This window comes from Streptomyces sp. NPDC031479 (assembly GCF_055581065.1).
Genome location: NZ_JBVIKC010000011.1, coordinates 97,278 through 116,179 on the forward strand (window position 1 = coordinate 97,278; position 18,902 = coordinate 116,179).

At 73.7% G+C, this 18,902-nt stretch carries 18 protein-coding genes; 13 read left to right on the forward strand and 5 right to left on the reverse strand.

Going from position 1 to position 18,902, the window contains the following annotated elements:
- Window positions 1-48: 48 nt before the first annotated feature.
- From ACZ5D2_RS15000 to ACZ5D2_RS15010, 3 genes are all read right to left on the reverse strand, one after another.
- Window positions 49-969, reverse strand: a complete 921-nt coding sequence (locus ACZ5D2_RS15000) for an NADP-dependent oxidoreductase (protein WP_371676210.1) — start codon at window positions 967-969, stop codon at window positions 49-51.
- A gap of 94 nt (window positions 970-1,063) precedes the next feature.
- The gene (locus ACZ5D2_RS15005; protein WP_371676209.1) at window positions 1,064-1,816 is read right to left on the reverse strand and encodes a DUF2470 domain-containing protein; all 753 of its coding nucleotides are present in this window, start codon (window positions 1,814-1,816) and stop codon (window positions 1,064-1,066) included.
- A 41-nt stretch (window positions 1,817-1,857) separates the two neighbouring features.
- The gene (locus tag ACZ5D2_RS15010) at window positions 1,858-2,529 is read right to left on the reverse strand and encodes a TetR/AcrR family transcriptional regulator (protein ID WP_371676208.1); all 672 of its coding nucleotides are present in this window, start codon (window positions 2,527-2,529) and stop codon (window positions 1,858-1,860) included.
- Window positions 2,530-2,627: 98 nt separating this feature from the next.
- Here ACZ5D2_RS15010 and ACZ5D2_RS15015 point away from each other — a divergent pair, with 98 nt between their 5' ends.
- The 4 genes from ACZ5D2_RS15015 to ACZ5D2_RS15030 all read left to right on the forward strand — a co-directional run bounded on the left by ACZ5D2_RS15015 (window position 2,628) and on the right by ACZ5D2_RS15030 (window position 5,436).
- A complete protein-coding gene (locus ACZ5D2_RS15015) occupies window positions 2,628-3,023 on the forward strand; it encodes a cell division protein SepF (protein WP_048477630.1) in 396 nt (131 codons plus the stop codon).
- Between the two features lie 66 nt (window positions 3,024-3,089).
- Entirely contained in the window at window positions 3,090-4,439 is a 1,350-nt protein-coding gene (locus ACZ5D2_RS15020; RefSeq protein WP_371676207.1) for an AAA family ATPase, read from the forward strand.
- Entirely contained in the window at window positions 4,436-4,828 is a 393-nt protein-coding gene (locus ACZ5D2_RS15025) for a nucleotide pyrophosphohydrolase (protein ID WP_371676206.1), read from the forward strand. The genes ACZ5D2_RS15020 and ACZ5D2_RS15025 overlap by 4 nt, the downstream gene beginning before the upstream one ends.
- A gap of 122 nt (window positions 4,829-4,950) precedes the next feature.
- The gene (locus tag ACZ5D2_RS15030) at window positions 4,951-5,436 is read left to right on the forward strand and encodes a DUF6099 family protein (RefSeq protein WP_030238259.1); all 486 of its coding nucleotides are present in this window, start codon (window positions 4,951-4,953) and stop codon (window positions 5,434-5,436) included.
- A 53-nt stretch (window positions 5,437-5,489) separates the two neighbouring features.
- Here the strand turns inward: ACZ5D2_RS15030 and ACZ5D2_RS15035 are convergent, their stop codons facing one another.
- Window positions 5,490-5,771 carry a hypothetical protein gene (locus tag ACZ5D2_RS15035; RefSeq protein WP_371676205.1) on the reverse strand — a complete coding sequence of 94 codons (282 nt, stop codon included), beginning with the start codon at window positions 5,769-5,771 and terminating at the stop codon, window positions 5,490-5,492.
- Window positions 5,772-5,973: 202 nt separating this feature from the next.
- Between ACZ5D2_RS15035 and ACZ5D2_RS15040 the strand changes: the two genes are divergently transcribed.
- The 7 genes from ACZ5D2_RS15040 (at window position 5,974) to argF (ending at window position 15,025) form a co-directional block, all read left to right on the forward strand.
- Window positions 5,974-6,897: an LLM class F420-dependent oxidoreductase gene (locus ACZ5D2_RS15040; RefSeq protein ID WP_371676204.1), complete on the forward strand. Its 924-nt coding sequence runs from the start codon at window positions 5,974-5,976 to the stop codon at window positions 6,895-6,897.
- Window positions 6,898-6,911: 14 nt separating this feature from the next.
- Window positions 6,912-7,772: a homocysteine S-methyltransferase gene (gene mmuM / locus ACZ5D2_RS15045; RefSeq protein ID WP_371676203.1), complete on the forward strand. Its 861-nt coding sequence runs from the start codon at window positions 6,912-6,914 to the stop codon at window positions 7,770-7,772.
- A gap of 102 nt (window positions 7,773-7,874) precedes the next feature.
- On the forward strand, window positions 7,875-9,377 hold the full coding sequence (locus ACZ5D2_RS15050; protein ID WP_371681131.1) for a 3' terminal RNA ribose 2'-O-methyltransferase Hen1: 1,503 nt from the start codon (window positions 7,875-7,877) through the stop codon (window positions 9,375-9,377).
- Window positions 9,374-11,944, forward strand: coding sequence for a polynucleotide kinase-phosphatase (locus tag ACZ5D2_RS15055; protein WP_371676201.1), 2,571 nt, complete (start codon window positions 9,374-9,376; stop codon window positions 11,942-11,944). The genes ACZ5D2_RS15050 and ACZ5D2_RS15055 overlap by 4 nt, the downstream gene beginning before the upstream one ends.
- 184 nt (window positions 11,945-12,128) lie before the next feature.
- Complete coding sequence (locus ACZ5D2_RS15060; RefSeq protein ID WP_371676199.1) at window positions 12,129-12,632, forward strand: hypothetical protein; 504 nt, start codon at window positions 12,129-12,131, stop codon at window positions 12,630-12,632.
- A 55-nt stretch (window positions 12,633-12,687) separates the two neighbouring features.
- Complete coding sequence (locus ACZ5D2_RS15065) at window positions 12,688-13,914, forward strand: arginine deiminase (protein ID WP_371676198.1); 1,227 nt, start codon at window positions 12,688-12,690, stop codon at window positions 13,912-13,914.
- 94 nt (window positions 13,915-14,008) lie between these two features.
- Window positions 14,009-15,025 carry an ornithine carbamoyltransferase gene (gene argF / locus ACZ5D2_RS15070; protein ID WP_468929415.1) on the forward strand — a complete coding sequence of 339 codons (1,017 nt, stop codon included), beginning with the start codon at window positions 14,009-14,011 and terminating at the stop codon, window positions 15,023-15,025.
- Between the two features lie 40 nt (window positions 15,026-15,065).
- On the opposite strand, the gene ACZ5D2_RS15075 is transcribed toward argF, so the two are convergent.
- Entirely contained in the window at window positions 15,066-15,488 is a 423-nt protein-coding gene (locus tag ACZ5D2_RS15075) for an ATP-binding protein (protein ID WP_371676196.1), read from the reverse strand.
- Window positions 15,489-15,762: 274 nt separating this feature from the next.
- On the opposite strand from ACZ5D2_RS15075, the gene ACZ5D2_RS15080 reads away from it, so the two are divergent.
- Together ACZ5D2_RS15080 and ACZ5D2_RS15085 are read left to right on the forward strand one after the other, a co-directional pair.
- A complete protein-coding gene (locus tag ACZ5D2_RS15080; RefSeq protein WP_280914197.1) occupies window positions 15,763-16,590 on the forward strand; it encodes an enoyl-CoA hydratase family protein in 828 nt (275 codons plus the stop codon).
- Window positions 16,591-16,594: 4 nt separating this feature from the next.
- Window positions 16,595-18,886: a bifunctional salicylyl-CoA 5-hydroxylase/oxidoreductase gene (locus ACZ5D2_RS15085; protein WP_468929419.1), complete on the forward strand. Its 2,292-nt coding sequence runs from the start codon at window positions 16,595-16,597 to the stop codon at window positions 18,884-18,886.
- Window positions 18,887-18,902: the final 16 nt, after the last annotated feature.

Here is an 18,902-nt window from a genome sequence, read left to right on the forward strand (position 1 = left end):
GCGGCCGGAGTGCGCAACTCCGGCCGCCCCGCGGGCGTTCCCCCGTACTCAGACGGTGAGGACGATCTTGCCGCGGGCCTGGCCCGTCGCGCTCAGTTCCCACGCCGCGGCGGCGTCGGAGAGCGGCAGGACGTGTCCCACCTTGACGGTGATCGTGCCCGTGTCGGCGAGCTCCGCGAGCGCGGTGAGGTCGGCCGTGGAGGCGCGCGCCCAGATGTGCTTGGCGCCCTTGGAGTCGGCGTCGTTGTCGGCGACGGAGATCACCGCGCCGCCCGGCCGGACGATCGACTGCAGCAGTTCGACGCCGCCGTCGCCGTAGAAGTCGAGCCCGGCGTCGACGCCCCCGGGTGCCAGCTCCCGGACCCGCTCGGCCACCCCGTCCCCGTACAGCACCGGCTCGGCGCCCAGGGAGCGCAGGTAGTCGTGGTTGCGGGCGCTCGCCGTGCCGATGACGCGGGCGCCGAGGTGGACCGCGATCTGCACGCCCAGAGAGCCGACACCGCCGGCGGCCGAGTGGATGACGACGGTCTGGCCGGCCGTGACGCCCGCCCGGGTGACGGCCTGGTAGGACGTGAGCCCGGCCAGGGGGAGGCCGGCGGCCTGTTCGAAGGTCAGCCCGCGCGGCTTGGGGGCGAGGGTGCGCACGGGGGCGGCGACCAGCTCGGCGTAGGTGCCGAGCTGCACCCATTCCTTGCGGACGTAGCCGTAGACCTCGTCGCCGACGGCGTAGTCGTAGGTGTCGGGGCCGACGGCCTCGACGGTTCCCGCGACGTCCCAGCCGGGGATGACGGGGTGGCGGACTTCGAGGACGTGACCGAGGAAGCCGGCGGCGAGCTTCCAGTCGACGGGGTTGACGCCGGCGGCCTTGACGCGGACGAGGACCTCGCCCGGCCCGACCTTGGGCTCCGGTACCTCAACGAGCTCTAACCGGGTCGGAGTTCCGTAGGTGCTGTAGGTGATTGCCTTCATGTACACCCCAACGATCCGGTTCCGGAGACTGTTCCGGAAGGCGGACGCCCGGTTCCCGGGCTCCAGGAGGGATCCAGCGGAGCTCCGGCGATCCTCAGGCCGGCAGGGTGTTGCGGTGCGAACGCCGCCGGGCCGCGCTGAGGAGGGCCTGGATCTGGGCGCCCGACTGGTCGACGTCGTCCAAGGGGGAGGGGAACGGCAGCCGTACGTCGCGGTGCCCGTGGTGCTCCTCCAGGCGCAGGGTGATCCCGTACCGGTCCAGGGCGAGCGGCAGTGCGCGGACCACGGCGGCCGAAGGCGCGGGCCGCACCAGCCGCAGCAGCAGGGTGACGAGCTCGGGGTGGTCGTCGAGCAGGTGGGTGAGCATGCCGGCCTCGTACGCGGCCAGCGGGTCCGGCCGGGCCCGGTCCAGCTCCTCCAGCCCGATGTACGCGGTCCCGTCCTCGGTCTCCAGGACCGCCCGGCCGTACTCGACGCAGGTGCTGCCGCCGGGAGCGGCCCCCTCGTCGGCGTGGCCGCCCCCGGAGTAGGGGGTGAGGAGGCGGCCCAGGACGGTGACGCGGGCGCGCACGCGGTCGCGCGCCGGGGTCGGGGCGACGTCGGTGAACTCCAGCCGGATCGCGGGGCGCTCGTCGGGGACCGGGAGGCCCGGCTCCCCGGCGGCGGGCGCGGCCGGGTGCAGGTGGAGCCGCCCGAGGACGTCGGAGCCGTCGAGGTGGCGCACCTCGTGGCGGACCCCGTCGACGACCACGGTCATGGAGTGGGCCGCGGCCAGCACGGACCGGACGCGCTCGGCGTCGCCGGGCCGGACCGTGGCGGGAGTGGCGGGATCACCGGACAGGCGCATGCGGAGGTCTCCATCATCCGAGCGAGTTAGGTATGCCTAACCTAACCTATTCGTCGGTCGGGGAGTACCCCGCGGGCCAGCCGGCCGAGGGTCTCGGCGATCCGTTCGGGCGGCAGGCCGAGGGAGTGCCGCTGGAACTGGTAGACCTCCGGCGCGAGCGGGCTGAGCAGCACGTCCACGTCGGCGTCGGGATCGGCCGCGCCGGCGTCCACCAGCAGACTCCGTACGTGCGTCCGCCAGTGCCGGTAGGCGGCGCGGCCGAAACGGTCGGGCCCCGGGCGGATGCCCAGGGCCAGTGGCAGGTGTCGCTCCAGGTGTTCCAGTGCGGCGGCGTAGAAGGCCGCGAGCCGCTCCGCGGGCGGCGCTCCGGGTCCGAGCGGCGGCGCGCCGAAGGCCAGGCGGCCCTGCAGGATGCGCTCGTGTTCGTCGAGGAGGGCGGCGGCGACGGACGGCGGGTCGGGGAACCGGCGGTACAGGGTGGCCCGGCCGACCCCGGCGGCCTTGGCGATCTGGTCCATCGTCACCGTCCGGGGGTCCTGTTCGGTGAACAACTGCTCGGCGGCACCCAGGATCTGGGCGCGGTTGCGGACCGCGTCCGCCCGCTGCCGGCCCCGGGGGGACGGAATCAGGCCACCGGTACCCGGCGCGGCGCGCCGGACGGGGCCACCGCCTGTGATGTCGCGTACCGTGCGGACCTCGTCGCCATTGGTCATGGCGGCGACCCTACGTGCTTCGTGTCGGTGTTGGGCTGAACGGGTGAAACGCGAGAAGATGGGGGGATGCACATGAAGCGCACGGCCGAGGCGGCCCGGTGAGCAGGTACGACGTCACCGACGAACAGTGGGAGGGACTCGCGCAGGTGGTGCCGCTGCGCAGTCGCAACGAATGGCCCTCCCGGGTGGACCACCGCACGATCCCCACAGCGCCCGGGGCGTCCGCGGCGGAACAGCGGCGCTTCGTGGTGATCCGGGTCCAGATCTTCGCCGACGCCCGGGAGGTGGCGGAGTACCTGATCGCGCAGATCCCGGTGCTGCTCGACCTCACGGGCGCGGACGGTGAAGTGGCCAAGCGGATCCTCGACTTCAGCAGCGGTGTCGTCTTCGGACTGGGCAGCGGGATGCACCGGGTCGACCGGAACGTCTTCCTGCTGGCGCCGGTCGGGACCGAGGTCGAGGGGATCGCGGCGGCGGCCGTCCCCCGATCGTAGGAAGGTCGGGGCGGTGGAACGGTTCGCCGTACCCGAGGGCGGGCCGCCGGACCGTACCGTCCGGCCATGGACGCCACCCTGGACGCGGCACGGCCCGCCGCCGACCTCCCTTCCGAATCCCGTACCTCTCCGGATTCCCGCCCCTCTCCTCCTGGTTCCGCCCCTTCCTCCGCTTCCCCCGCCGCCCCTCCCCCCGCCCCTTTAGGGGCGATCGCGGGGCCGAGGCGGCCCGCGGTCACCGAACTGCGGCTGGCCGCCTTCGGCCGGCACCGGGCGGCGGCCTTCCCGCTCGGCCCCGTGACCCTGTTCGCCGGGGCCAGCGGCAGCGGCAAGTCCCAGGCCCTGGCCGCCTACGCGGCCCTGTCCCGGCTCGCCTCGGGGGCCGCCCTGGACGAGGTGTTCCCCGACCCGGTGGCCCACGTGCCCGAACGGGCCCTGCCCGACCCGGACGGGCGGCGGGGCTTCCGCGTCGGCTGCACGGTCGACGGCCCGGCCGGGCCCGTCCGCCTCGACCTCGCCGTCCAGGCCGAACCCACGCTGCGGGTCGTCGGCGAACGCCTCGCCCAGGACGGCCAGATCCTGCTCACCACCGCCCTGCGCGACCCGCGCCGCCGCTCGGTCCAGGCCGCCTGGTTCACCGGCGGCGCCATCGGCGTGACCCGCGCCCCGCTCCCCGACGACCGCCTCGCCACCGCCCTGTTGCCGCTGCGGGTGGCCGGCGCCACCGCCGGGCAGCGCCGGGTGCTCGCCGCCGCGGAGCAGGTCGTGGTGGCCCTGCGCTCGGTGTTCCCCTGCGACCCCCGGCCCGAGCGGATGCGCGCGCCGGTCCCGCAGGGCGACGGGCGGCTGCGGAGCGACTGCCGGAACCTGGCCGACGTACTGCGCCGGACCCGCCACGAGTGCGCCACCCGGCACGCCCTGCTGGCCGCGGCGGCCCGCACCGGCTGCGCCGGGCCGGTCGCCGGGCTGGACGTACGGGGCGCGGCAGCCGGACCCGGGGGTGCGGGCCGCGGCGCGGTCGGCGGTCCCGGCGGTTCGGGCGGCGGTCCGGGCGGTCCCGGCGGGGGCCTGGTGGCGGCCGTGCTGGACCGGGGCCCCGACCTGCCCGCGACCGCCCTCGGCCGGCTCGGCGCGGGCGAACTCCGTTTCCTCGCGCTGGCCCTCGTCCTGCTCACCGGGCCCGGGGTGCTGCAGGTGGAGCCGGTCGCCGACGTGCTGGCCGCCCGGCAGGCGCTCACCGTCCTCGCCGACGACCTCGACCGCGGTCTGGACCGGGGGCAGAGCGCCGAACTGCTGCGCCTGGCCCTGCTGTCCGGCGGCCGCGGCCACGTCCGGCTGGCGGCCGCGGTGGGTGAGGAGACCGCGGGAACCGGGCGCGGGCTCCCGGGCGTCTCGGTGGTAGACCTGATCCCATGAGTGCTGTCCCCGAGAACCCCGAGCCCGAGTCCCCGCACGGCGAACGGCTCTACCGGCTCCAGCGACGGCTGGCCGACTTCGCGGCCGCCCGGGACTGGGGCCCGTACCACACGCCCAAGAACCTCGCCGTGGCCCTGAGCGTCGAGGCGTCCGAACTGGTCGAGATCTTCCAGTGGCTGACACCGGAACAGTCGGCCGCGATCATGGAGAAGCCCGAAAGTGCCCATCGGGTGGCCGATGAGGTGGCCGATGTGCTCGCGTATCTGCTGCAATTCTGTGAGGTTCTCGGGGTGGATGTGCTGGATGCGCTCGCCGCGAAGATCGAGAGGAACGAGGTCCGCTTCCCGGCGACCGGCAGTTCGGCCTCTGATCGTCACTCTTCGGAGTGATGGTGTCATCCACAACCATGTTTGTGTCCACAGATTTCCGAATACCCCTGGCTTTACTGGCCCGTTGCCTTCACTCTGGGTAGTGAAGGACGGCGGGATGTCGTGCGGACGGGGGACGGCATATGGATGCGGTACGGCTCATCGCGGCCGGCCGGCACGCGCTGGCACAGAGCGGAGCTGCGTGGGACATCGTCGGCGAGGCCTGGCAGGCCCAGGCGCTGGCGCAGGGGATAGGGAGCTGGCTGGCGGTCACCGGACCGCCGGAGCTGAGAGCGGAGGCACGGGGGCTGGGGGAAGCGGGAGGCAGAGGCTGCGGGGTCATCGACCGGGCGGCGCTGCGCGGTGAGGGCAGCGCGCCCGAACAGCCGCCGCGCGCCGCGCGGCTGACGGAGGTGACCGACGCGCGGCAGGCGCTGCTGGGACTGCAGGCACTGCTCGGCGAGGTGGGGATAGCGCTCGTCGGTGTGGCCTGCGGGACGGACGACGAGGGCCTGTACTGGCAGTGCATAGAGTCGATCGACGCGGCCGACGAGTCGAGCGACCGGGTCCGCGCACTGCTGCGCCGGATGACCGTACGGGAACGGGGGTCGGCCTCCGGGGTGGTCTGAGGCCGGGGGTCGAGGGGTCCCGCCGTGCGCGACGGGACCCGGGCACGGCACGGTCAGTGGGAGCGGTCGGAGCCGCGCTCGCTCTCGTGCGCGTGGGCGCCCGGGGAGACCGGCGTGCCGGAGGGAGCGCGGTCCGCGGAGCGCTGGAGGTCGGCATCGAGCCGGGACAGGTCGGCGTTCAGCGCGGCCATCAGCTCTTCCATCTGCTGCAGCAGGCCCTTCGGCGCGCCACCGTCCGGGGTGGGTACCGCGGGCTCCCGGCGCGCCGGGTCGTGGGCCGCCTGCCCGGTCTGTCCGTTTTCCCGGCGGGTCTCCGGCACGGCCTCGTGGGACATGGCGGCCTCCTCGGCCCTGGCCCTTCCGGGTGGAGAGGGGCGGTGGACGCACCGGCGAGAGGCCGCCGGCGCGCGGGCCGGGCGGTCCGGCTCCGTCCGGGCCAACGAGCCCCATCCGTGCTGGTCACTGGCCGGGCGGGGGGTGGACCTTCCGGTTGACGTGGATTCACCCGGCAGGGACCGGAAGGGCAGGATGGAAGGCATGGATCTCCGCATTTTCACCGAGCCGCAGCAGGGCGCCGACTACGACACCCTCCTGACCGTCGCCAAGGCCACCGAGGACCTCGGGTTCGACGCGTTTTTCCGGTCAGATCACTATCTGAAGATGGGTTCCGTCGACGGGCTGCCCGGCCCCACCGACGCCTGGATCACCCTCGCGGGTCTGGCCCGTGAGACCCGGCGGATCCGGCTGGGCACGCTGATGACGGCCGGCACCTTCCGGCTGCCAGGCGTCCTCGCGATCCAGGTCGCCCAGGTCGACCGGATGTCCGGCGGCCGGATCGAACTCGGACTGGGCGCCGGCTGGTTCGAGGAGGAGCACAAGGCGTACGGGATCCCCTTCCCGGCGGAGCGGATGGCCCGGCTGGAGGAGCAGCTGGCCGTCATCACCGGCCTGTGGGCCACCGAGCCGGGTGCCACCTTCGACTACCGGGGCGACCACTACCGGCTGGAGAACTCCCCGGCCCTGCCCAAGCCCGCCCAGGCCAAGGTGCCCGTCCTGATCGGCGGCCACGGCGCCCGGCGCACCCCGCGCCTCGCCGCCCGGTACGCGGACGAGTTCAACATGCCGTTCGCGTCGATCGCCGACAGCGAGCGGCAGTTCGGCCGGGTCCGGGAGGCGGCCGAGCAGGCGGGCCGCAAGGCCGACGACCTCGTCTACTCCAACGCCCTGGTGGTGTGCGTGGGCAAGGACGACGCCGAGGTCGCCCGCCGGGCCGCCGCCATCGGCCGCGAGGTGGACGAGCTGAAGGCCAACGGCCTCGCCGGCTCCCCGGCCGAGGTGGTCGACAAGATCGGCGCCTATGCCGCCATCGGCTCCTCCCGCGTCTACCTGCAGCTCCTCGACCTCGACGACCTCGACCACCTGGAGCTCATCTCCGCCCGGGTGCTCTCCCAGCTCGCTTAGGAGGGCAGCCGACCATGCCCCGCGCGACCGGCCCCCTCGCCGATGCCCTGGAGAGCCGGAGCGTCCTGCTGGACGGCGGACTCAGCAACCAGCTCGCCGCCCAGGGCTGCGACCTGTCCGGGGGCCTGTGGACCGGCCGGGTGCTCGCCGAGCACCCGGACCAGGTGGAGGCCGCCCACACGGCGTACGTCCGGGCCGGCGCCGAGGTGCTGATCACCGCGAGCTACCAGGTCGGGGACGATCCGGTCCTGCTGCGGCGCAGCGTTCGGGTGGCCGGCCGGGCCGCGCGGGCCGCAGGCCACGAGGTGTGGGTGGCCGCCTCCGTGGGCCCGTACGGGGCGGTCCTCGCCGACGGTTCCGAGTACCGGGGCCGGTACGGCCTGGGCGTGGCCCGGCTGGCCGCCTTCCACCGCCCCCGGATCGAGGCCCTGGGCGGGGCGGACGTACTGGCCCTGGAAACCGTCCCCGACACCGACGAGGCGGAGGCCCTGCTGCGCGTCCTGGCCGGCACCGGGGCCCGCGCGTGGCTCTCCTACACCGTCGAGGCCGGCCGCACCCGGGCCGGCCAGCCCCTCGACGAGGCCTTCGCCCTCGCGGCCGCCGCCCCCGAGGTCATCGCGGTCGGCGTCAACTGCTGCGATCCGGCCGACGTGCTCCCCGCCCTGGAGGCGGCCGCCTCCGTCACCGGCAAACCCCTGGTGGCCTACCCCAACGACGGCTCCGTCTGGGACGCCGCCACCCGCACCTGGAACTCCCCGTCCGCCCCCGCCCCCTGGAACGTGGCGGCCTGGCGCGCGGCGGGTGCCCGCCTCATCGGCGGCTGCTGCCGCGTCGGACCGGACACCATCGCCTCCCTGCGCACCCGACCGTCCTGATCGGCGCCCCCGGGCCGTCGGCCGGCCCGACCCGCGAACCACCGGCGCGGGGGAGGGTAAATCCGTTGGCCCGAGGGCGACGCTCCGGTCATGCTGAAGCGCATGTTCCTCGCGATCAGCACCACGGGCACCGCCGAGAATCCGGCCACTGACCTGGGCTTTCTGCTGCACAAGCACCCGGGCAGGGCGCAGGGGTTCACCACCTCGCACGGCACCGCCCACGTGTTCTACCCCGAGGCCACGGCCGAGCGGTGCACGGCGGCCCTGCTGCTGGAGGTGGATCCCGTCGCGCTCGTGCGGCGCTCCCAGGGCAAGGGCCGGGGCGGAGCCCCCGACGCGGCGCTCGCGCAGTACGTCAACGACCGTCCGTACGCGGCCTCCTCCCTGTTCGCCGTCGCGCTGGGCAAGGTCTTCCGCAGCGCGCTGGCCGGCACGTGCGCGGCCCGGCCCGAACTGGCCGGGCAGCCGCGTCCGCTGCGCGTCGAGCTCCCGGTGCTGCCCGCCCGGGGCGGCGCGGACCTGGTGCGGCGGCTCTTCGGACCGCTGGGCTGGAGCTCCGTACGCACCGAGCCGGTCGCGCTGGACGAACGCTTCCCCGAGTGGGGCGACAGCCGCTACGTGCGGCTCGTCCTGGAAGGCGAGCTGAAGCTCGACGACGCCCTGCGCCAGCTGTACGTGCTGCTGCCCGTGCTGGACGACGCCAAGCACTACTGGGTCGCCCCCGACGAGGTCGACAAGCTGCTGCGCGCCGGAGACGGCTGGCTGGCGTCGCACCCCGAGCACGCCCTGATCGCCGCCCGCTACCTGGCCCGGCACAAGCGGCTCACCCAGGACGCGATGGAGCGCCTGGAGCTGGCCCGCCTCGCCGAGGCCGACGGCAGCGAGGCCGGAGAACTCGACGACGCCGCGGAGGAGTCCCAGGACGGCGCGGAGCGATCGGTCCCGCTCGCGGTGCACCGGCGCGAGGCGATCCTCGCCGCCCTGCGTTCCGCCGGGGCCGCCCGGGTCCTGGACCTGGGCTGCGGACAGGGGCAGCTCGTCCAGGCCCTGCTGAAGGACGTGTCCTTCACGGAGATCGTCGGCGTCGACGTGTCGGTGCGGGCGCTGGCCACCGCCGCCCGGCGGCTGCGGCTGGAGCGGATGGGGGAGCGCCAGAGCTCCCGCGTCACCCTCCTCCAGGGCTCGCTCGCCTACACCGACAAGCGGCTGGCCGGCTACGACGCGGCCGTGCTCAGCGAGGTCGTCGAGCACCTCGACCTGCCGAGGCTGCCCGCGCTGGAGTACGCCGTCTTCGGCGCGGCCCGCCCCCGCACGGTGCTCGTGACCACCCCGAACGTCGAGTACAACGTCCGCTGGGAGTCGCTGCCCGCCGGGCACGCCCGCCACCGCGACCACCGCTTCGAATGGACCCGCGAGGAGTTCCGCGCCTGGGCCGGCCGGGTCGCCGCCCGGTACGGCTACACCGTCGCGTACGTACCCGTCGGCGATGACGACCCCGAGGTGGGTCCGCCGACCCAGATGGCCGTCTTCACGGCCGCCACCGGCCCCACCGGCTCCACCGGCATCACCGCCACCGTCACCCCGAAGGAGGGCGAGGCAGCATGAGCACTCCCACCACCCACCGCGTCCTCCCCGTCACCGACCTGTCCCTCGTCGTCCTGATCGGGGCCACCGGATCGGGGAAATCCACCTTCGCCCGCAAGCACTTCAAGGGCACCGAGGTGCTGTCCTCCGACTTCTGCCGGGGCCTGGTCGCCGACGACGAGAACGACCAGAGCGCCAGCAAGGACGCCTTCGACGTCCTGCACCACATCGCGGGCAAGCGCCTCGCCGCCGGACGCCTGACGGTCGTCGACGCCACCAGCGTCCAGCCGGAATCGCGCCGTCAGCTCGTCCGGCTCGCCCGCGAGCACGACGTGCTGCCCATCGCCATCGTCCTCGACATGCCGGAGTCCGTCTGCGCCGAGCGCAACGCGGCCCGCCCGGACCGTGCCGGGCTGCCCCGCCGGGTCATCCAGCGCCACCGCTCCGAACTGCGCCGCTCGCTGCGCGGCCTGGAGCGCGAGGGCTTCCGCAAGGTGCACGTGCTGCGCACGGTGGAGGAGGCCGAGTCCGCCGAAGTCGTCCTGGAGAAGCGGTTCAACGACCTCACCCACCTCACCGGTCCCTTCGACATCATCGGTGACATCCACGGCTGCGCGTCCGAACTGGAGACCCTGCTCGGCAAGCTGGGCTACGAGGACGGCGTCCACCCCGACGGGCGCACCGCAGTCTTCGTCGGCGACCTCGTCGACCGCGGCCCCGACAGCCCCGGCGTCCTGCGCCGGGTGATGGGCATGGTCGGGTCCGGCAACGCCCTGTGCGTCCCCGGGAACCACGAGAACAAGCTCGGCCGTTACCTCAAGGGCTCCAAGGTCCAGCTGACCCACGGCCTCGCGGAGACCGTCGAGCAGCTCGGGCGCGAGTCCGAGGAGTTCGTGAAGGAGGTGCGGGCGTTCATCACCGGCCTGGTCAGCCACTACGTCCTCGACGGCGGCCGGCTGGTGGTGTGTCACGCGGGCCTGCCCGAGAAGTACCACGGCCGCACCTCCGGCCGGGTCCGCTCGCACGCCCTCTACGGGGAGACCACGGGCGAGACCGACGAGTTCGGCCTGCCCGTGCGCTACCCCTGGGCCGAGGACTACCGGGGCAAGGCCGTCGTCGTCTACGGCCACACTCCGGTCCCGGACACCACCTGGATCAACAACACCATCTGCCTCGACACCGGCGCCGTCTTCGGCGGCCGGATGACCGCCCTGCGCTGGCCCGAGCGCGAACTGGTCGACGTACCGGCCGAGAAGGTCTGGTACGAGCCGGTCAAGCCGCTCGTCGCCGAGGTTCCGGGCGGGCACGACGGCCGCCCGCTGGACCTGGCCGACGTACAGGGCCGCCGGGTGGTGGAGACCCGTCACCTGGGCAACGTGGCCGTCCGCGAGGAGAACGCGGCGGCCGCCCTGGAGGTCATGAGCCGCTTCGCGGTGGACCCCCGGCTGGTGCCCTACCTCCCGCCGACCATGGCCCCGACCGCCACCGCCGCGCAGGAGGGCTGGCTGGAGCACCCGGCCGAGGCCTTCGCCCAGTACCGCGCCGACGGCGTCGAGCGGGTGGTGTGCCAGGAGAAGCACATGGGCTCGCGCGCCACCGTCCTGCTCTGCCGTGACGCCGACGCGGCCCGCGAGCGGTTCGGGGTCGACGGCACCGTCACCGGCTCCCTCTACACCCGCACGGGACGGCCCTTCTTCCAGGACCCCGAGGTGACGGAGGCGTTCCTCGCCCGCCTGCGCGCGGCGGTCGACGGCGCGGGCCTGTGGGAGGAACTCGCCACGGACTGGCTGTTGCTCGACGGTGAGCTGCTGCCCTGGTCCCTGAAGTCCACCGGCCTGCTCCGCAACCAGTACGCCGCCGTCGGCGCGGCCTCCCGCGCCGTGTTCCCGGACGCCCTCGCCGCCCTGGAGGCGGCCGCGGCCCGGGGCGTGGACACCGGCGCCCTGCTGGAGCGCCAGCGCGGCCGGGCCGCCGACGCGGCCGCCTTCACCGAGGCGTACCGGCGGTACTGCTGGACCACCGACGGGCTGGACGACGTACGGTTCGCGCCGTTCCAGCTGCTCGCGGCGGCCGGCCGTTCGCTGGCCGCCGTGCCGCACGACGAGCAGCTGGCGTGGCTGGACCGGCTGGCCGACGCCGACGAACGGGCCGCCGCCGCCGACCGGTCCGGCGCTCCGCTGCTGCGGCGCACCGGCCGGATCCTCGTGGACACCGGGGACGAGGCGTCCGTGCGGGCCGCCACCGACTGGTGGCTGGAGCTGACCGCCGGCGGCGGTGAGGGCATGGTCGTCAAGCCGCTCGCGGCGTGCGTCCGCGACGGGAAGGGCCGGCTGGTCCAGCCGGGGGTGAAGGTCCGCGGACGCGAGTACCTGCGGATCATCTACGGCCCGGAGTACACGCGTCCGGAGCAGCTGGAGCGACTGCGTCCGCGGTTCCTCGGGCACAAGCGCTCGCTCGCCCTGCGCGAGTACGCGCTCGGGCTGGAGGCGCTGGACCGGCTGGCCGCGGGGGAGCCGCTGTGGCGGGTCCACGAGGCGGTGTTCGCCGTGCTCGCCCTGGAGTCGGAGCCGGTGGACCCCCGGCTGTGAGCAGGCCGTGACCCCGGCGGTGACCCCGGCCGAGGGACGCGCGGCGTAAAGCGCAGGCCCCCGTACGGCCTTGAATTAGGTCGTATGGGGGAACTTCCGCGGTGAAGTCCGGGGAAAACACCGGCCGGATCGTTCATCCAGGGCAGCGGAATGTCCGCGAACCCGGAAGGACGGAACGTCACCTATGAAGATGACCGCGCGCGGAAGCATTGCGGCGCTCATGACCTGTATGGCCGCGGCCGGCGCGGCCACCCCGGCCGTGGCCGACTCGGTTCCCGTGGGAGTCCCGCTGGAGGCGGTGGAGACCACGCTGGGCGTACCCACCCCGCACATCGCCACCGCAGTTCCGGTGCCGGTCGTAGGAGCCCCCGAGGCGCCCCGCCACCACAAGGGCGACATGCTCCCGACCCCGCTGCTCCCGGTGGTGCCGATCGGCACCGACCTCGGTGTCACCCGGGTCACCTCGCCCGTGCCCAACCTGCTGGGCGACCCCGCGACGGACGGGGAGGGTTCGCTGGAGTCCCCGGCCACCACCCTGCTCACCCGGAGCCCCGGAGCCGTCGTCGGCTCGCCCCTGACGATGCCGGACGGCGGCAACAGCGGCATCCCGAACCTGACCGCCCCCAAGCTGGGCGTGATCGCTCCGGAAGTGATCGGCGCCCCGACGGCACTTCTCGGCCTGCGCTGAGCCCCCACAGCCGACGCCAGGTCAAAAAGCCGTCCGGTCTGGGTACGTGTACGGCATGGGATTCCATGTCGACTCCGAGACCGGGCGGCTCCGCCGCGTCATCCTCCACCGGCCCGATCTGGAGCTGAAGCGGCTCACACCAAGCAACAAGGACGCCCTGCTCTTCGACGACGTGCTGTGGGTGCGCCGCGCCCGCCAGGAACACGACGGTTTCGCGGACGTGCTCCGTGACCGGGGTGTCGCCGTCCACCTCTTCGGCGACCTGCTCCGGGAGTCCCTCGACATCCCCGAGGCCAGACACCTCGTACTGGACCGGGTCTTCCACGAGAAGGAGTACGGCCCCCTCGCCACCGACCACCTGCGTGCCGTCTTCGACGGGCTCTCCTCGGCCGACCTGGCGGAGGCCCTGGTCGGCGGCATGACCAAGCGGGAGTTCCTGGAGCGGCACGCCGAGCCGGTGTCGGTGCGCTTCCACGCGCTGGAGACGGACGGTTTCCTGCTGGGCCCGCTGCCCAACCACCTCTTCACGCGGGACACCTCCGCCTGGATCTACGACGGGGTGTCGATCAACGCCATGCGCTGGCCCGCCCGTCAGCGCGAGACCGTGCACTTCGAGGCGATCTACCGGCACCACCCGCTGTTCACCGGCTCGGGGGCCTTCCACTTCTGGTCGCAGGGGCAGGTGGACTACCCCTCGACCATCGAGGGCGGGGACGTCCTGGTCATCGGCAACGGCGCCGTGCTGATCGGGATGAGCGAGCGGACCACCCCGCAGGCGGTGGAGATGCTCGCGCGCGGCCTGTTCGCGGCCGGCTCGGCGACGGCCATCGTGGCGCTCGACATGCCGAAGCGCCGGGCCTTCATGCACCTGGACACGGTGATGACGATGGTCGACGCAGATACGTTCACTCAGTACGCGGGGCTCGGCATGCTCCCCTCCTACACGATCCGGCCCGGCGAGCGCCCCGGGGAACTGCGGGTGAGCGACCATCCGGCCGAGCACATGCACCGGGCGATCGCGGCAGCCCTCGGCCTGGAGCGGATCAGGGTGCTGACGGCCACCCAGGACGTGCACTCGGCGGAGCGCGAGCAGTGGGACGACGGCTGCAACGTGCTGGCGGTGGAACCGGGGGTGGTGGTCGCGTACGAGCGGAACGTCACCACCAACACGCACCTGCGCAAGGAGGGCATCGAGGTCATCGAGATCCCGGGGAGCGAGCTGGGACGGGGCCGGGGCGGGCCGCGGTGCATGAGCTGCCCGGTGGAGCGGGACGCCGTGTGATCAGGGACGCAGGACCCTGCCAGACTGTATATCAATGCAGAGGATCGTATAGACTTCCAGCATCCCCTGTCAGCGCCACCCTGGAGTGTCCCCCATGGCCACCGACCTCTTCGGCCGCAGTTTCCTCAAGGAGCTCGACTTCACCGCCGCCGAGTTCCGCGGTCTGGTCGAACTCGCCGCCGAACTCAAGGCCGCCAAGAAGGCCGGGACCGAGCGGCGTCGCCTCCAGGGCAAGAACATCGCGCTGATCTTCGAGAAGACCTCGACGCGCACCCGCTGCGCCTTCGAGGTCGCCGCGGCCGACCAGGGCGCCCACACGGTCTACCTCGACCCCACCGGCTCCCAGATCGGCCACAAGGAGTCCGTCCGGGACACGGCCCGGGTGCTCGGCCGGATGTTCGACGGGATCGAGTACCGGGGCGACAGCCAGGACGCGGTCGAGGAGCTCGCCGCGCACTCGGGCGTCCCCGTCTTCAACGGCCTCACCGACGACTGGCATCCCACCCAGATGCTCGCCGACGTGCTCACGATGACCGAGCACGGCGACAAGCCGCTGGAGCGCATCGCCTTCGCCTACCTCGGCGACGCCCGCTTCAACATGGGCAACTCCTACCTGGTCACCGGCGCGCTGCTGGGCATGGACGTCCGCATCGTCGCGCCGAAGGCCTACTGGCCGGCCGAGGCCGTCGTGGCGCGGGCCCGGGAGCTGGCCGCGGCCAGCGGGGCCCGGATCACCCTCACCGAGGAGGTCGCGGAGGGCGTGGCCCAGGCCGACTTCGTGGCCACGGACGTGTGGGTGTCGATGGGCGAGCCCAAGGAGGTCTGGGACGAGCGGATCTCGGCCCTGGCCCCGTACGCCGTCACCATGGACGTGCTGCGCGCGACCGGGAACCCCGACGTGAAGTTCCTGCACTGCCTGCCCGCCTACCACGACCTGGGCACCAAGGTGGCCCGCGAGGTCCACGAGCGGCACGGGCTGGACTCGCTGGAGGTCACGGACGAGGTGTTCGAGTCGGCGCACTCGGTCGTCTTCGACGAGGCCGAGAACCGGCTGCACACCATCAAGGCCGTCCTCGTGGCGCTGCTCGCCGGCCCGGGTACCGGGGCGTAGCGGCCGCCTCTCCCGGCCACCGCCCCTCCCGTCCGCGCCGTCAGGCGGTCGCGGCGCGGGCCGGCAGGGTGAACCACACGGCCTTCCCGCGCGCGGTGCGCCGGTGGCCGCAGGAGGAGCTGAGGGTCCGGATCAGCAGCAGGCCGCGGCCGTGCTCCTGCCAGGGGTCGGGAGGGGTGTCGTCGGGGCGGGCGGCGAGATCGCCCGGCGGGCGCGGGTCACCGTCGTGCACCTCCACCTGGCAGCCGTTCGCCAGCAGCTCCACGACCAGCTCGATCGGGGCTCCGCCGCCGGAGGTGTGCTCCACGGCGTTCGCGACCAGCTCGGCGGTCAGCAGCTCCGCGGTGTCCCGGTCGGCCGAGGGGCCGTTGTCCGTGAGGGCGGTACGGACGAGGGCGCGCGCGAGGGGCACGGCGGCGGTGGAGTGCGGAAGGGCGATCCGCCAGGCGGAGGCGTCGGGCAAGGCGGATCCGTCCGTTCCGGAATCGTCGCGGGGGCGTGGAGCAGCGGTGCGGCGGGAGTCGGTCCGGTGGCGCCCGGGTGAACTCCCGCTTTCAACGATACGAAGTGGAATTCCGGCTCCGCAGGGCACCCCGGCCGAAGCGCAAGGGACCGGGGTCGGTGACACCAGGGACCTTCGGCATGTTTTGGCGGCGGGGCCGGGCCGGGGCCGGCCGCCGGGCTCCTGTGTCGCGTTTCCGTGACGATAGTCACGAGTCGGTGATACCGTCGGTTCCGTGAGCCCCTTCACCGGTTCCACCCCATCGACCGAACGGTGGCGCAACCTGCGGGTGACCCGGCAGGACGGTGTCGCCACCGTGACCCTCGACCGCCCCGAGAAGCTGAACGCGCTCACCTTCGGCGCCTACGCCGACCTGCGCGACCTGCTCGCCGAACTGTCCCGCGAACGTTCCGTACGCGCCCTCGTGCTCGCCGGCGAGGGCCGTGGCTTCTGCTCCGGCGGGGACGTGGACGAGATCATCGGTGCCACCCTCGCCATGGACACCGCCCAGCTCCTCGACTTCAACCGGATGACCGGCCAGGTGGTCCGGGCCGTCCGCGAATGCCCCTTCCCGGTGATCGCCGCCGTGCACGGGGTGGCCGCCGGAGCCGGAGCCGTCCTCGCCCTCGCCGCCGACTTCCGGATCGCGGACCCCACCGCCCGGTTCGCCTTCCTCTTCACCCGCGTCGGCCTCTCCGGCGGGGACATGGGCGCCGCCTACCTGCTGCCCCGGGTCGTCGGCCTCGGCCACGCCACCCGGCTGCTGATGCTCGGAGAACCCGTACGCGCCCCCGAGGCGGAGCGGATCGGCCTGCTCAGCGAGCTGGTCGACGAGGGCAAGGCCGATGTCCGGGCCGCCGAACTGGCCGCCCACCTCGCCGCCGGACCCGCCCTCGCGTACGCGCAGACCAAGGCCCTGCTGACGGCGGAACTGGACATGCCGCTGGCCGCCTCGGTCGAACTCGACGCCAATACCCAGGCGCTGCTGATGCACGGCGAGGACTACGCGGAGTTCCACGCGGCCTTCACCGGGAAGCGGCCGCCGCGCTGGAAGGGCAGGTAACGCCATGCGGGTCGCCGTCGTGGGCGGGGGGCCGGGGGGACTGTACGCCGCCGCGCTGCTGGCACGGCAGGGGCACCAGGTGGAGGTCTGGGAGCGGGGTGCCCCCGAGGACACCTTCGGCTTCGGCGTCGTGCTCTCCGACGAGACCCTCGGCGGCATCGAACGCGCCGACACGGTCGTGCACGCCGCCCTCGGCGGCGAGTTCGTGCGCTGGGACGACGTCGAGGTCGTCCACCGGGGCCGGCTGCTCACCTCCGGCGGCCACGGCTTCGCCGCGCTCGGCCGGCGCCGGCTGCTGGAGATCCTGCACGAGCGCTGCGCGGGCCTCGGGGTCCGGCTCCGCTTCCGCACCCCGGCACCCGACGCGGAAGAACTGGCCCGTACGCACGACCTGGTCGTCGCGGCGGACGGGGTGCACAGCGCGACCCGGGAGAAGGGCGCGGCGCACTTCCGTCCCACCGTCACCGAAGGGCGCTGCCGCTACATCTGGCTGGCCGCCGACTTCGCCTTCGAGGCCTTCCGCTTCGAGATCGCGGAGACCGCGCACGGGGTGATGCAACTGCACGCCTACCCGTACTCCGACGACTCCTCGACCGTGATCGTCGAGATGCGGGAGGAGGTGTGGCGCGCCGCGGGCTTCGACCTGTGCGACGAGCAGGAGTCCGCCTCCCGGTGCGCCAAGATCTTCAGCGAGGCCCTGCGCGGCAGGCCGCTGAGGGGCAACCGCTCGGCGTGGACCCGCTTTCGCACCGTGGAGAACGCGCGCTGGTCGCACGGCAACGTGGTCCTGCTCGGGGACGCCGCGCACACGGCCCACTTCTCCATCGGCTCCGGCACCAAGCTCGCCGTCGAGGACGCGCTGGCGCTCGCCGAGGCACTGGCGGCGGTCACCGAGGAGGAAGCGGGCACGGCGGGACCGGCTCCGGAGGGGATCCCTCCGGCCGGTGTGGCACGTGCCCTGGCGGCGTACGAGGCCGCGCGGCGGCCCGCCGTGGCCAGCACCCAGCGGGCGGCGGCCGCCAGCATGCGGTGGTTCGAGGAGATCCAGGGCTACGTCGGCCAGCCCGCCCGGCAGTTCGCCTTCAACCTGCTGACCCGCAGCCGGCGGGTGACGCACGAGAACCTGCGGCTGCGCGACGCACGCTTCACGCGAGCGGTGGAAGAGGAGTTCGGCTGCCCGGAGGGCGCGGCGGGAACCCCGCCGATGTTCACCCCGTTCACCCTGCGGGGACTGACCCTGCGCAACCGGGTCGTCGTCGCGCCCATGGACATGTACTCGGCACGGGACGGGGTGCCGGGGGACTTCCACCTGGTGCACCTCGGCGAGCGGGCCCTCGGCGGGGCCGGGCTCGTCATGACGGAGATGGTGTGCGTCAGCGCCGAAGGCCGGATCACCCCCGGCTGCACGGGTCTGTGGACCTCGGGGCAGGCGACCGCCTGGAAGCGGATCGTCGACTTCGTCCACACTTCCGCGCCGGGCACCGCCCTCGGCGTCCAGCTCGGGCACTCGGGCCGCAAGGGCTCGACGAGGGTGATGTGGGAGGGCATGGACGAGCCGCTGCCCGAGGGCAACTGGCCGCTCGTCGCCGCCTCCGCACTGCCCTACCGGCCCGGTGTGTCCGCAGTCCCGCGCGCCCTGGACGCCGCCGACCTCACCGCCCTGCGCTCCGACTTCGCGGCGGCCGCCGTGCGCGCCGCGGAATGCGGCTTCGACCTGCTGGAACTGCACTGCGCACACGGCTACCTGCTGTCCGGGTTCCTGTCGCCGCTCACCAACCGCCGTGACGACGCCTACGGCGGCCCCCTGGAGAACCGGCTGCGTTTCCCGTTGGAGGTCTTCGACGCGGTCCGCGCCGTGTGGCCGGCGGACCGCCCGATGACGGTCCGGATCTCGGCGACCGACTGGGCGCCCGGCGGCACCGCGCCGGACGAGGCGGAGCGGATCGCCGCAGCCTTCGCCGCCCACGGCGCGGACGCCGTCGACGTGTCCACCGGCCAGGTCGTGGCCGAAGAGACCCCGGAGTACGGGCGTTCCTACCAGACCCCGTACGCCGACCGGATCCGCAACGCGCTCGGCGTCCCCGTCATCGCCGTCGGCGCCATCTCCTCCTGGGACGACGTCAACTCCCTGCTGCTGGCGGGGCGCGCCGACCTGTGCGCCGTGGGACGCCCGCACCTGTACGACCCGCACTGGACCCTGCACGCGGCGGCCGACCAGGGGTACGAGGGACCGGGCGCGCCCTGGCCCGCCCCTTACCGGGCCGGCAGCCGCAAGCCGCCGACCGGGAAGGGGTAGCGGGGGCGGTGGCGGT

Bases quoted from the DNA above. Each gene is read 5' to 3' on its own strand.
- ACZ5D2_RS15035 (WP_371676205.1), bottom strand. From the start codon at position 5,771: ATGTCCCACGAGGCCGTGCCGGAGACCCGCCGGGAAAACGGACAGACC.
- ACZ5D2_RS15040 (WP_371676204.1), top strand. From the start codon at position 5,974: ATGGATCTCCGCATTTTCACCGAGCCGCAGCAGGGCGCCGACTACGAC.
- ACZ5D2_RS15060 (WP_371676199.1), top strand. From the start codon at position 12,129: ATGAAGATGACCGCGCGCGGAAGCATTGCGGCGCTCATGACCTGTATG.
- ACZ5D2_RS15030 (WP_030238259.1), top strand. From the start codon at position 4,951: ATGGATGCGGTACGGCTCATCGCGGCCGGCCGGCACGCGCTGGCACAG.
- ACZ5D2_RS15000 (WP_371676210.1), bottom strand. From the start codon at position 969: ATGAAGGCAATCACCTACAGCACCTACGGAACTCCGACCCGGTTAGAG.
- ACZ5D2_RS15065 (WP_371676198.1), top strand. From the start codon at position 12,688: ATGGGATTCCATGTCGACTCCGAGACCGGGCGGCTCCGCCGCGTCATC.
- ACZ5D2_RS15020 (WP_371676207.1), top strand. From the start codon at position 3,090: ATGGACGCCACCCTGGACGCGGCACGGCCCGCCGCCGACCTCCCTTCC.
- ACZ5D2_RS15055 (WP_371676201.1), top strand. From the start codon at position 9,374: ATGAGCACTCCCACCACCCACCGCGTCCTCCCCGTCACCGACCTGTCC.
- mmuM (WP_371676203.1), top strand. From the start codon at position 6,912: ATGCCCCGCGCGACCGGCCCCCTCGCCGATGCCCTGGAGAGCCGGAGC.
- ACZ5D2_RS15085 (WP_468929419.1), top strand. From the start codon at position 16,595: ATGCGGGTCGCCGTCGTGGGCGGGGGGCCGGGGGGACTGTACGCCGCC.
- ACZ5D2_RS15005 (WP_371676209.1), bottom strand. From the start codon at position 1,816: ATGCGCCTGTCCGGTGATCCCGCCACTCCCGCCACGGTCCGGCCCGGC.
- ACZ5D2_RS15050 (WP_371681131.1), top strand. From the start codon at position 7,875: ATGTTCCTCGCGATCAGCACCACGGGCACCGCCGAGAATCCGGCCACT.
- argF (WP_468929415.1), top strand. From the start codon at position 14,009: ATGGCCACCGACCTCTTCGGCCGCAGTTTCCTCAAGGAGCTCGACTTC.
- ACZ5D2_RS15010 (WP_371676208.1), bottom strand. From the start codon at position 2,529: ATGACCAATGGCGACGAGGTCCGCACGGTACGCGACATCACAGGCGGT.
- ACZ5D2_RS15025 (WP_371676206.1), top strand. From the start codon at position 4,436: ATGAGTGCTGTCCCCGAGAACCCCGAGCCCGAGTCCCCGCACGGCGAA.